This is a genomic window from Streptomyces sp. CB01635 (genome assembly GCF_002803065.1).
Lineage (GTDB): Bacteria > Actinomycetota > Actinomycetes > Streptomycetales > Streptomycetaceae > Streptomyces.
This window is the reverse complement of record NZ_NNBL01000029.1, coordinates 53,218-65,809: the sequence shown is the minus strand read 5'-3', so window position 1 is coordinate 65,809 and position 12,592 is coordinate 53,218. Positions and strand designations below refer to the sequence as shown.

Genomic DNA, 12,592 nt, shown 5'->3' with positions numbered 1-12,592 from the left:
ATGCCTCCCGCGGCTCGGTCGGGCCGGCGCCACCGGCAGGGGAAGGGCGTGCGGCGTCCCGGCCGCGGCTCCCCGTCGCGTCGTCCTCCCCAGTGTTCTGCCCAGAGCTTGGGTCGCACTCACGTTTCCCCGGCGGGGTGACGGTCGTTGATCGGGTGTGAGAACAACTGTGAGAAACGCAGGGGCCACGCTGGCCGCCGTACTGACCTGGGCGGTGGTGCTGACCGGAGTCACCGGATGCACCGCCGCGGAAGATCTGCTCGGCAAGTCGCGCTCCCCCGAAGATGCGATCGAGGTCGTCCCGGCCAACGGGACCAAGAACGTACCGGCCGACCGGACGATCGAGGTGAAGGTGCCGGACGGGCGCCTGCAATCGGTCAAGGTCGTGAAGCTCCAGGACGGAGAGGAGGTCCCGGTCCAGGGCCGGATCGACGAACACGGCGCGCGATGGCGGCCGACCGGCGAACGGCGGCTCTCCCTCGCCGCCAAGTACACCGTGGACGTGGTCGCGCGCGACGAGGACGGTCACCGCACCGCCCGCCACACCACCTTCACGACGTCCGTCCCCGCCAAGCGGTTCGTCGGCTACGTCACGCCGGAGGACCGGTCCACCGTCGGCACCGGCATGATCGTTTCGCTCGTGTTCAACAGGGACATCCAGAACCGGGCCGCCGTCGAACGCGCCATCCACATCACGACGAAGCCCGCCGTGGAGGTCGCCCCGCACTGGTTCGGCAAGTCCCGCCTCGACTTCCGGCCGCGCGACTACTGGAAGCCGGGCACGGAGGTCACCGTCGACCTGGGGCTGCGCGACGTGCAGTCGGCCCCCGGTGTGTACGGCGTGCAGCACAAGAAGATGGCCTTCACCATCGGTCGCAGCCAGGTCAGCCTGGTGGACGCGGACGAGGACACCATGGAGGTGCGCCGCGAAGGCGAACCCGCCGAGACCATCCCCATCACCGCCGGGGCGGCCAAGACTCCCACGTACAACGGGAAGATGGTCATCAGCGAGATGTTCGAGATGACCCGGATGGACAGCCGCACCGTCGGGTTCGGCGGCGAGTACAACGTCCCCGACGTGCCGCACGCCATCCGGCTCACGTCATCCGGAACGTTCCTGCACGGCAACTACTGGACGTCGGACGCCTTCGGTAACCGCAACATCAGCCACGGCTGCATCGGGCTGGCCGATGAGAGGGGCGGCAGCTCGGATTCGCCCGCGGGGTGGTTCTTCGACCACAGCCTCGTCGGCGACGTCATCGAGGTGGTCAACAGCAAGGACAAGGTGGTCGCTCCCGACAACGGCCTCAGTGGCTGGAACATGACCTGGAAGAACTGGACGGCGGGCACGGCCGCACACTGAGCCCCGCGCGCGGCCGGCCGGCCAGGCCCTTGCCCCGCCCCACGCCCTGCCCCACGCCTCACCCCACGCCCCGTCTCACGCTCCGTCAGAGCCGGACCAGTTGGGACTGAACGGTGACATAGCTGGGGATCCATAACTGCAGGTCGTGTGGTTATCTGTCGCAGTGCGCGCTAGGACGCGCTGGGGTGGGGGCCTGACCGGCCTTGCGCGAGGGGAGACAAGATCGTGAACGGGCGACGACCGATATCGGGGGCTCTGCTGGGGGCCGCTCTGCTGCTGGCCACGGCTTGCGGCGGAGGGGGCGGCGGCTCCGGTTCGGGGAGTGACGGCAAGGGCGGCGACTCGGGCGAGGCGGACACCAACAAGCCGTCCCAGGCCGTCGTCGCCATTGCCCCGAAGGACGGCGCGGACGGCGTGGCCACCAGCGGAGACCTCCGGATCACCGCCGACAAGGGCAAGCTGACCGAGGTGAAGGTCGCCGACACCAAGGGCAACCCGGTCGAGGGCAAGATGGTGGACGGCGGCGCCAGTTGGACGCCCGCACATCACCTGGCCGCCTCCACCAAGTACAAGGTCCACGCGGTCGCCAAGGACTCCGAGGGCCGCGCGTCCGCGAAGGACGTGGCGTTCACGACGCTGGTCCCGAAGAACACGTTCGTCGGCCAGTTCACGCCGGAGGACGGTTCGAAGGTCGGCGTCGGCATGCCGTTCTCGGTCCACTTCACGCGGGGCATCACGCACCCGGAGGACGTGGAGAAGGCCATCGAGATCAAGACGGAGCCGTCCGTGCCCGTCGAGGGTCACTGGTTCGGCAACGACCGCCTCGACTTCCGCCCCGAGAAGTACTGGGCCGCGGGCACCGAAGTGACCGTCAAGCTCAACCTCGACGGCGTCGAGGGCCGGCCGGGCGTCTACGGCAAGCAGGCCAAGACCGTGAAGTTCACGGTCGGCCGCAGTCAGGTCTCCACGGTCGACGCCAAGACGCACATGATGACCGTGAAGCGTGACGGCAAGACCATCAAGAAGGTCCCGGTCACCACGGGCAAGCCGGGCTACTCCACGTGGAACGGCCAGATGGTCATCAGCGAGAAGCTCACGGTGACCCGTATGAACGGCGAAACGGTGGGCTACGGCGGCGAGTACGACATCAAGGACGTGCCGCACGCCATGCGACTGACGACGTCCGGGACGTTCATCCACGGCAACTACTGGGGCGGCGGCGCCTTCGGCAACTACAACGCCAGCCACGGCTGTGTGGGCCTGCGCGACGTGCGCGGCGGCTACGACAGCAAGGTGCCGGCGGCCTGGTTCTTCAACAGCTCGATGATCGGTGACGTCGTCGAGGTGAAGAACTCGCAGGACCGGACGGTGGCCCCGGACAACGGCTTCAACGGCTGGAACATGTCCTGGGACAAGTGGAAGGCCTGACGTCCTTCCGTCCCTGACTGCTTTTGTCTCTACGCGAAGAGGCCCGGCGCACTGTGACCAAGTGCACCGGGCCTCTCCCGTTAACGCGCACTAACCTGCTGTCCATGACTGCCTACCTCGAAGTCGCCGAAGGCGTCGGCACGATCCGGCTCGACCGGCCGCCGATGAACGCTCTGGACATCGCCACCCAGGACCGCATCAAGGAGCTCGCCGAGGAGGCCTCGCGCCGCGACGACGTACGCGCCGTGGTCGTCCGTGGCAGCGACAAGGCGTTCGCCGCCGGTGCGGACATCAAAGAGATGCAGGCCATGGACCACGCGGCCATGATCGTGCGCTCCCGCGCCCTGCAGGACTCGTTCACTGCCGTCGCGCGCATCCCCAAGCCGGTCGTCGCAGCGGTCACCGGCTACGCGCTCGGCGGCGGCTGCGAACTCGCGCTGTGCGCCGACTTCCGCATCGCCGCGGACAACGCGAAGCTCGGCCAGCCCGAGATCCTGCTCGGTCTGATCCCCGGCGCGGGCGGCACGCAGCGCCTCGCGCGCCTGGTCGGCCCCTCCAAGGCGAAGGACCTCATCTTCACCGGCCGCCAGGTGAAGGCCGAAGAGGCCCTCGCCATCGGCCTGGTGGACCGCGTCGTGCCCGCCGCCGAGGTCTACGAGCAGGCGCACGCCTGGGCCGCGAAGCTGGCGCAGGGGCCGGCGCTCGCGCTGCGCGCCGCGAAGGAGTCCATCGACGTGGGCCTGGAGACGGACATCGACACCGGTCTCGCGGTCGAGCGGAACTGGTTCGCGGGCCTGTTCGCCACCGAGGACCGCGAACGCGGGATGCGGAGCTTCGTCGAAGAGGGCCCGGGCAAGGCCAAGTTCCTCTAGGCGGTCCGGTTCGCCGGTTCGCCGGCACGAGGACCCTGCACAGACGCCCGTGTCAACTTCCCCTGATCCACTTGTAGTTGACGGGACGTCTCACCGCTGTCCCTCGTTGGAGCGGTTTATCGCAGCCTTAAGAGAACCTTAAGGACGTTCGGGCCGCCGAGGCCGTCGATCGGGCCGAATCGCGCGATCGCCGCAGCTCAGCAGGTATGCGACAAGGGTCTATCTGCCAGCGTCATATGCCAAACCAGCCCCCCGGAATGGAAGGTTCCGGGGGGCTTATTCGGCAGGAACGGCCCCGGAACCCGTTCTGGGCAGCCATGATGGGGGCATGGCGGGGCTGGAGGGTATCGAACAGCCGCGGAGGCACGGGAGTGCGACCGCGGCGCGCTGGTCGCCTGCGGTCGAGGACGAACGGGCTCTGAAAGCACTGGAGTTGTTCGGGAATCCGGCCGAGGCGGAGGTGCCGCTGCCGTCGCGGCCCGAGTCGGCGGCGACCGCGCGCAGGCTCGCCCAGGTGGTCGTCCTGAGGCACTGGGGACTCTCCCCGAAGATGACCGAGGACGTCGTGCTGCTCGTCTCCGAGCTCGTCGGCAACGCGGTGCGGCACACGGGGGCCAGGATCTTCGGGTTACGGATGGTCCGCAGGCGTGGCTGGATCAGGGTCGAGGTGCGTGATCCCTCGCGCGGGCTCCCCTGTCTGATGCCCGTCCACGAGCTCGACATCACCGGGCGCGGACTCTGTCTGGTCGACAAGCTCTCCGACCGCTGGGGCGTGGATCTGCTGCCGCGCGGCAAGACCACCTGGTTCGAGATGCGGGTCGCCGACCGCTGAGCGCCGGTGCCGGGACGGCGGGGATGTCGGGGGCGCCGGGGGTACACGAAAGCCCCCGTTTTCGCCTTGTGGGGCGCCGCGGGGGCTTTCGTGGAGCGCCGTGGATGGTTGGGGTGTGATCCACGGCCGCTGTCGACGACCGAGCCCGGGTCAATGGGGGTCGTGTTCCCGACTATGGCAGAGCCCGGCCCGTGAGGCCAAATGAATCCTCGGTGACCTGGGCCACGAGCCTGGTAAATGAAGATTTATTTACGACGCTATCCAGTATTCATTAAGACCCTCGGGTCGATAAGTCTCGCTTGTCACTTATTGACCTTAAATGGGGCGGTGACCTCGACCGACCGCCGCGCAGCCCTCCGCTTCGGCGCCGGACTCACCGCCGCCGCCCTCACCACCGGCTGCTCCACCACCGCCCGCGACCCGGTGGCCGCCGGGCACTCCGCGAGCCCGTCCCACCCCGCCCGCGCCGCCCCGCCGGCCCCGGCCCCCCGCCGCTTCCCCGGGCAGCCCGCCCAGATCGACCACGGCCCCCGCGACCGCCCCCGCGTCGCCCTCACCTTCCACGGCCAGGGCGACCCGGCCATCGCGTACGCGCTCCTCAAGGAGGCCGAGCGGGGCCACGCCAAGGTGACCGTCCTGGCCGTCGGCACCTGGCTCGACGAGCACCCCGCAGTGGCCCGGCGCATCCTCGACGGCGGCCACGACCTGGGCAACCACACGCTGAACCACCGCGACATCAACACGATGTCCGAGGCCGAGGCGCGCGCGGAGATCACCGGCTGCGCCGACCGCATCCGCCGCCTCACCGGCTCCATCGGCACCTGGTTCCGGCCCTCGCGCACCCAGCGGGCGACCCCGCTCGTCGAGAGCCTGGCCCGCACGGCCGGTTACCCGCACGTCCTGTCGTACGACGTCGACTCCCTCGACTACACCTCGCCGGGCGCCGCCGAGGTGACCCGGAAGGTCACCTCGGAGATCCGCGAAGGCTCGGTCGTGAGCCTGCACTTCGGTTACAAGGACACGGTCGTTGCGCTCCCCGCCCTCCTGGAAGACCTCGACCGCCGCGGCCTGGCCGCGGTGACCACCACGGAGCTGCTGACATGACACCCCGCCGCACCCGCACCGCCGCCGTACTGATCGCCGCCGTCACGGTCCTCGCGGCCCTCGCGGGCTGCGGCACCGACGCCAAGGAGCACCGAGCCACCGAGGCGCTCGGCACGCACGGCGCCAAGGCCGTCAAGCCGAAGCCGAAGCCGGTCGCGCAAGGCCTGCCCGGCATGCCGCCCGTCCTCGACCCCAAGGACATCTACGCCGCCGACCGCCCCGGCAAGCTGTCGCCGGTCGTCAAGGACTTCCCGTCCCGGATCTACGTGCCCAACACCGAGTCCGACACCGTCTCTGTCATCGACCCCAGGACGTACAAGGTCATCGAGACGATCAACGTCGGCAGCCAGCCGCAGCACGTCGTGCCGTCCTGGGACATGAAGACTCTCTGGGTCAACAACGACAAGGGCAACACGCTCACGCCCATCGACCCGAAGACCGGCAGGGTCGGCAAGACGGTGGACGTGCACGACCCGTACAACCTCTACTTCACGCCCGACGGCAAGTACTCCATCGTGATGGCCTCGCTCGACCGGGAGCTGGTCTTCCGTGACGCGCACACCATGAAGCCGTTCAAGACCGTCCCCGTCAGCTGCTACGGCGTCAACCACGCCGACTTCTCGGCCGACGGCCGGTACTTCATCGTCTCCTGCGAGTTCAGCGGCGAAATCCTCAAGGTCGACACCGCGAAGATGAAGGTCGTCGGCCAGGAGCGGCTGCCGTTCGAGGGCGCGATGCCGCAGGACGTCAAGCTCTCCCCGGACGGCAAGACGTTCTACATCGCCGACATGAAGGCCAACGGCATGTGGGTCCTGGACGGCAAGAAGTTCACCACCCCCAAGCTCCTGCCCACCGGCAAGGGCGCCCACGGCCTCTACGTCAGCCGCGACTCCCGCGAGATGTACATCTCCAACCGCGGCGAGGGCACCATCTCCATCTTCGACTTCGCGAAGAACGAGCTGACGAAGAAGTGGACGCTGCCCGACGGCGGCAGCCCCGACATGGGCGGCGTCTCCTCCGACGGCAAGATCCTGTGGCTTTCCGGCCGTTACGACTCCGAGGTGTACGCCATCGACACGCGTACGGGGAAGCAGATCGCCCGCATCCCCGTCGGTGACGGCCCGCACGGCCTGGCCGTGTACCCGCAGCCCGGCCGGTACTCCCTCGGCCACACCGGCATCTTCCGCTAGCGCCGGCAGGGCGCGATGAACAGCGCCTCCGCGCCGACGGGACGGTAGCCGGCCGCCTGGAACGCCCGCACACTGCGGGCGTTCCCGGGTGACTGCTGGGACCACAGCGGCCCGCCGTCCGGGACCAGATGCCGGGCGGCCACCGCGAGGAGCCGGCCGAGGCCCCGGTGGCGCGCCTCCTCGTCGACCTCGATCGCCGTCTCCCAGCGGCCCGCGACGCCGCGCCCCAGGACGAGCACCCCGCCGTCCGCCGCCCACATCCGCACGTCGTCGCGGCGCAGCCGCGCCCGCACCACCCGCGGATGGTCCGGGTCCGCGATCTCCTTCAGGGCCACCGGCGGCTCGCCCGGCAGTGCCGGGGCCACGGTGAGCAGGTCCGTCGTGTCATGACGGCGCCCCGTCCGCTCCATGAGCGCGCCGAGGAACCGCGGATTCATCGTCGCCGCCAGCGGATCGCAGTCCAGGCCGCGCAGCGTCTCGTGCACCCACTGCGGGTCCTCGTCCGTGAACACCACCGAGTGGGCGGTGAAGGACAGCACCCCCGCGTCCCGGTGATCCGCCTGCGGCACCACTGTCGTGCCCCCGTCCGGCGGGGGGAAGACCCCTCGCGCCGCGGCATCCAGAATGTCCCGCACAGTGCCCGGCATGACGTTCCCCCTCGGCTCTCTTGAGTCTCCACCCACTGGAAGGCCCAGACTTCTCAACATGATCGACGACGGCCCGCGGCTGCTCACCATCGGGCAGCTGTCCCGGCGCACCGGCCTGTCGGTGCGCACCATCCGCTACTGGTCCGACGTGGGCGCCCTGCCGCCCGTAGGACGCAGCCAGGGCGGCTACCGCCTGTACGACGCGCAGTCCCTCGCCCGGCTCGAACTCATTCGCACTCTAAGGGAGTTGGGCCTCGGCCTGGACGACGTGCGACGGGTGGTGGACGGGGAGACGGACATCGCGTCCGTGGCCGCCGCGCACGTGGCGGCGCTGGACGCGCAGATCCGCTCGCTGCGGCTGAACCGGGCCGTCCTGTCGACCGTCGCGAAAAGGAACTCGAGCGCAGAGGAGATGGCCCTGATGAACAAGCTGGCACGGCTGAGCGCCGCCGAGCGCAAGCACATCATCGACGACTTCATGGAGCAGACCTTCGGCGGCCTGGACGCCGCCGACCCGGACATCCGCACCCGGATGCGGGTCATGGTCCCCGAGCTGCCGGACGACCCGACGACCGAGCAGGTCGACGCGTGGGTCGAGCTGGCCGAGCTGATGCAGGACCCGGACTTCCGGGCGCACATGCGCCGCATGATCGAGTTCAACGCCGCCGACCGCGGGCCCGATGTGCCGCCCGGCAGCTCGCTGTGGTTCATGAGCCGCCTGGTGCAGCTCGCCGGGGAGGCGCGCGAGCGCGGCGTCGCTCCCGAGTCGCCCGAGGCGGAGGAGGTGCTGCGGGGGCTGCTCGGGAACGCCGACCCGGCCGCCGTACTGGAGCGCATGGAGGCCGCGGCCAACAACGACGTGGCACGGTTCCGTGACCTGGTGTCCCTGGTGCGGGGCCTGGAGACGCTGCCCCGGCACAACGAGGAGTTCGCGTGGGTGGTCGCCGCACTGCGCGCTCGTACAGCCGGTTAATCTGACCCCCGTCAGTGTTACAGCAAGAAGGGGTGGACCCGGTGGCGGACATCGAGGAAGCACGCAAGGCGTTCCAGCGGTTCGACGCGGACGGCGACGGCTTCATCACGGCGGTCGAGTACAAGAGCGCGATGGCTCAGATGGGCGACTTCAACGTCACCGAGTCGGTCGCCGAGGCGCTCATCGCCCGGCAGGACGCCAACGGGGACAAGGTCCTCTCGTTCGACGAGTTCTGGGCGAACCTGAACAAGGCCTGAGCGCTGAGACCCCAGTCACGTCCGCGAGTCCCGGTGCCCGAGGTGCCGGGACTCGCGGACGCTTCGCTGCTCACGCTCCTCGGGCTCGGCCCCGAGGAGGACGCCGTCTACCGGCTTCTGGTGGACCGGCCGGACAGCGACCCGGCCGCCCTGGCAGGTCCGGGGGCCGTGCCGGACGACATCGTCCGCGCCCTCGGCCTCCTCGTGGAACGCGGCCTCGCCAGCGCCGAACACCGCGACGGCACCGTCCGCTACCGCGCCGCCCCACCCGTCCTCGCGCTCGGACCACTCCTCGAATCCCGCCGTGCCGCGCTGCACCGGGTCGAGTCGCTCGTCGGCGACCTGGCGGAGCGGCACCGCTCCGCCCAGTCGTACGTGCCGGTGGAGGTGCTCTCCGGTACGGTCGCGATCCGGCGCAGGCTCCTCGCCATGCAGCGCCAGGCGCGCCACGAGGTGTGCTCCTTCGTGCCGGCGATGCCGGTACCCCAGGTGCTCACCTTCCAGGACAACCTCGAAGAGGCCGAGCGGGAGGCGATGGACCGCGGCGTCACCCTGCGCGCCGTCGTGGAGCGGGGCTGCCTCGAACAGCCGGACACCGCGCGCACCCTGGCCGACGTCGTCGCACACGGCCAGCAGATCTCCGTCGTGGAGGACCTGCCGATCAAGATGGTCCTCGTGGATCGCAGGGCCGCCCTGTTGCCGCTCGACCCCGAGCGCGACGAGGTCGAACCGGTCGCCCTCGTCGTGCACCGCAGCGGCCTGCTCACCGGCCTGCAGTCGCTCTTCGAGCAGCACTTCGCCAAGGGCAGGCGGCTGGGCGCGCACGGCGCCGAGGGGCCGGGCGACGGCGGCGGACGTGAACTCGACGCCATCGACCGGCAGATCGTCGGGCTGCTGCACACCGGCCTCACCGACGCGGCCATCGCCCGTCAGCTCGGCATGGGCCACCGCACCGTGCAGCGGCGGCTGCACGCCCTCATGGACGAGGTCGGCGCCGTGACCCGCTTCCAGCTCGGCTGGCACGCGGCCCGCGCGGGCTGGCTGGACGAGGAGAACGCCAACTCCGTTCCACCACAAGCCTCCTGAGGCGTATTTGCGCCACGGCACGTTCACGCCAGCACCATCCCCTGTTCGTGGCACCCGCCGTACCGAAGCATCGACCCCGTCAACCGTGCGGAGCGCACGCGCCCCGCATGCAGGTGTGTGATGGGGAGGGCTCTGTGAGACGAACGAGAATCCGGCGGATGCTGGCGACCGGTGTGGTCGTCGCCGCCACGGGATCGGCGCTGCTGGCCGCGCCGGCGTGGGCGGACGACGACACCACCGCGCCCCCGGCCACCACGGCGGCGGACCCGGTGCCGGTCGCCCCCGCGATGACGCAGGGCCTGGACGGCGAGGTGCGCGGGGGCACGCCCGCCGAGGCCGCCCGCGCCCATCTGAAGGCCCACAAGGGCACGTACAAGATTCCGGTCTCCGACCTGAAGACGCTCGGGACCACCACGTCCGGCAAGCAGTCCTCCGTCCGCTTCCGCCAGCAGCACGACGGCGTACCGGTGTTCGGCGCCGAGTACGCGGTGCAGACCGAGGCGGCCGACGGCGGCCGGCGCGTCAGCTCCGCGACCGGCACCCTCTACACCCACCTCACGGTCTCCACCACGCCGACGGTGTCGCAGGCGGCCGCCGAGCGGCGGATGTTCACGCTCGACCGTGACCTGTCGCGCGTCGAGGGCGCGAAGACCGCCCAGCACGGCCTGACGGTCCTGCCCGACGCCGCCGGCGGCAAGCTGGCCTGGCACTTCACCGTCACGGGTGCCCGGTCCGACGGCAGCCCCGTGCGCCAGGAGGTGTACGTCGACGCGCGCGTGGGCGGCATCGCGCTCTCGTACAACAACATCGACGCCGCCGACGCGTCGCCCGCGGAGGGGACGGGCGTACGCGTCGACGGCAGCGAGGCGAAGCTGAACACCAACAAGGAGGCCGACGGCTCGTACACGCTGGTCGACTCGACGCGTGCCATGTACGCGCGGACCGGCGGGCAGATCCGCACCTATGACGCGCAGCGCAAGAGCTACACGGACGTCGCGGGTGGCCCCGTCACCGACGACGTGCCGCTGGTGAAGTCCGGCAGCGACCGCTTCGACGGTGCCAACACGTCGTCGGGCGCGGTCGACGCCCACCTCAACGCCGCCAAGGTCTACGAGTTCTACAAGGACGAGATCGGGCGCGACGGCATCGACGGCAAGGGCGGCAGCGTCTACTCCGTCGTCAACGTCGCCAGCAACGGAAGGGACTACGCCAACGCGTTCTGGGACGGCGACAAGATGGTCTACGGCCACATGAACGGCGTGCCGCTGTCCGTGGGCCTCGACGTCGTCGGCCACGAGATGACGCACGGCGTCACCGAACACTCCGCGGGGCTCGTCTACCTCAACCAGTCGGGCGCCCTCAACGAGGCGATATCCGACTACTTCGGCAACGCCATGGAGACCGCCGACAAGGGCATCGCGATGAGCGACCCGACGTCCGGTCTCATCGGCGAGTACCTCTGCAACGGCAGCAAGCCGCTCGAGGAGTGCGCGCTCCGCGATCTGAACGACGGCCGCAGCGCCCAGAAGGACTTCGAGCCGATCCCGCTCGACATCGACAACGGGGGAGTGCACTACAACTCCACCATCGTCGGCGGCGCCCTGTGGGACATCCGCAAGAACCTCGACCCGAAACTCGCGGACCGCATCGTCTACCGCTCCGCGCAGAACTACCTCACGCCGCTGTCCGGCTTCACCGACATGCGCAACGCGGTCACCCTCGCCGCCAAGTCCCTGAAGGTCTCCAAGGCCGACCTCGCCACCATCGCCAAGGCCTTCGACGCCCACGGCATCGAGCGGGGCTGGGAGCAGAAGGGCGGCACCCACGACGCCACCACGATCGCCGGCAACGTGCTGCCCGCGTACGAGGTCTACGGCGGCATCGACGAGCAGGCCGCGCAGATCAGCGGCGACACCTACGCCATCGGGCACGGCGACGCCATCGCCTGGGACCGGGGCAGCGCCGCGTTCGGCATCACGGTCGGCCGCTTCGGCAAGCACGCGAAGCATGAACTTGCCCAGAAGGACGCCTACTTGCTCGACCCGTCGCTCGACGAGCACCGGATCGTCTTCACCCGGATCACCGCCGATGGCATCGGCATCTACCAGGCGGGCGACAAGGGCCAGGGCGCCGTCAGGAAGGTCGTCGACACCCCGGACGCCGACGAGACCGAGCCGGTCACCGAGAAGGGCGCCCTCGCCTACGTCTCCACCACCGCCGACGGCGAGCAGGACGTCATGCTGCGCAAGGCCGACGGCACCACCGTGAACGTGACGCCCGAGGCCGGCACCAAGGCCTCCCGTCTCGCCATGAAGAACGGCACGATCGCCTGGGTCGGCGGCGACGGCACGTACTTGTACGTGTACGACATCGCCACCGGCAAGACCCAGAACCGGCGGATGTCCGGCTGGCTGTTCGGCGCCGTCACCGACGTCCAGCTGACCTCGGACCGCGTCTTCTACCGCACCACGACGTCGTTCCTGGTCACGACCAACGCCGTCGAGGCCGCCCCGGTCTCCGACCTGGCACAGTCGAAGCGGCTGAAGGCGCCGTCTCAGCTGTACTTCGGCCAGTTCTCGGTCACCGACGACTACTTCGTCTACTCCTCGTCGGACGCCTGGGCCGGCCTCGGCGGCTGGACGGGCCCCTGGAAGGCGCAGGTGGCGCCGACCGCGGACGTGCTGGCCGGCACCGCCGCGTACGGCCGGATCTCCTGCTCCTCCGGTACACAGCTGGCCCCGTCCCTCGGTGACGGCCAGCGGATCGCGTGGCTGGACACGAGCGCCGCGGCGACCGACGTCGTGACCAGGAAGACGTTCGCGGGTACCTGCGAGTAGCCC

General features: G+C 69.9%; 11 protein-coding genes. 10 read left to right on the top strand and 1 reads right to left on the bottom strand.

The features are described 5' to 3' along the window. The first annotated feature begins 169 nt into the window (after positions 1–169). The 6 genes from CG723_RS39080 (at position 170) to CG723_RS39055 (ending at position 6,789) form a co-directional block, all read left to right on the top strand. On the top strand, positions 170–1,363 hold the full coding sequence (locus tag CG723_RS39080; protein WP_234374742.1) for a L,D-transpeptidase: 1,194 nt from the start codon (positions 170–172) through the stop codon (positions 1,361–1,363). 225 nt (positions 1,364–1,588) lie between these two features. After that, a complete protein-coding gene (locus tag CG723_RS39075; protein WP_100598311.1) occupies positions 1,589–2,791 on the top strand; it encodes a L,D-transpeptidase in 1,203 nt (400 codons plus the stop codon). Positions 2,792–2,895: 104 nt separating this feature from the next. Next, on the top strand, positions 2,896–3,663 hold the full coding sequence (locus CG723_RS39070; protein WP_100598310.1) for an enoyl-CoA hydratase/isomerase family protein: 768 nt from the start codon (positions 2,896–2,898) through the stop codon (positions 3,661–3,663). Positions 3,664–3,991: 328 nt separating this feature from the next. Next, entirely contained in the window at positions 3,992–4,495 is a 504-nt protein-coding gene (locus CG723_RS39065; protein WP_234374741.1) for an ATP-binding protein, read from the top strand. Positions 4,496–4,822: 327 nt separating this feature from the next. Continuing rightward, entirely contained in the window at positions 4,823–5,599 is a 777-nt protein-coding gene (locus tag CG723_RS39060; RefSeq protein ID WP_234374740.1) for a polysaccharide deacetylase family protein, read from the top strand. Continuing rightward, positions 5,596–6,789 carry a YVTN family beta-propeller repeat protein gene (locus tag CG723_RS39055; RefSeq protein WP_100598307.1) on the top strand — a complete coding sequence of 398 codons (1,194 nt, stop codon included), beginning with the start codon at positions 5,596–5,598 and terminating at the stop codon, positions 6,787–6,789. The genes CG723_RS39060 and CG723_RS39055 overlap by 4 nt, the downstream gene beginning before the upstream one ends. Here the strand turns inward: CG723_RS39055 and CG723_RS39050 are convergent. Beyond that, entirely contained in the window at positions 6,786–7,436 is a 651-nt protein-coding gene (locus tag CG723_RS39050) for a GNAT family N-acetyltransferase (protein ID WP_100598306.1), read from the bottom strand. The two genes, CG723_RS39055 and CG723_RS39050, sit on opposite strands and share 4 nt — an antisense overlap. Before the next feature lie 58 nt (positions 7,437–7,494). Between CG723_RS39050 and CG723_RS39045 the strand changes: the two genes are divergently transcribed. The 4 genes from CG723_RS39045 (at position 7,495) to CG723_RS39030 (ending at position 12,589) form a co-directional block, all read left to right on the top strand. Then, positions 7,495–8,409, top strand: a complete 915-nt coding sequence (locus CG723_RS39045; protein WP_100598305.1) for a helix-turn-helix domain-containing protein — start codon at positions 7,495–7,497, stop codon at positions 8,407–8,409. Positions 8,410–8,450: 41 nt separating this feature from the next. Further along, on the top strand, positions 8,451–8,666 hold the full coding sequence (locus CG723_RS39040) for an EF-hand domain-containing protein (protein WP_100598329.1): 216 nt from the start codon (positions 8,451–8,453) through the stop codon (positions 8,664–8,666). Between the two features lie 33 nt (positions 8,667–8,699). Beyond that, entirely contained in the window at positions 8,700–9,752 is a 1,053-nt protein-coding gene (locus tag CG723_RS39035) for a hypothetical protein (RefSeq protein WP_100598304.1), read from the top strand. A 158-nt stretch (positions 9,753–9,910) separates the two neighbouring features. Then, entirely contained in the window at positions 9,911–12,589 is a 2,679-nt protein-coding gene (locus CG723_RS39030; protein WP_100598303.1) for a M4 family metallopeptidase, read from the top strand. Positions 12,590–12,592 lie beyond the last annotated feature (3 nt).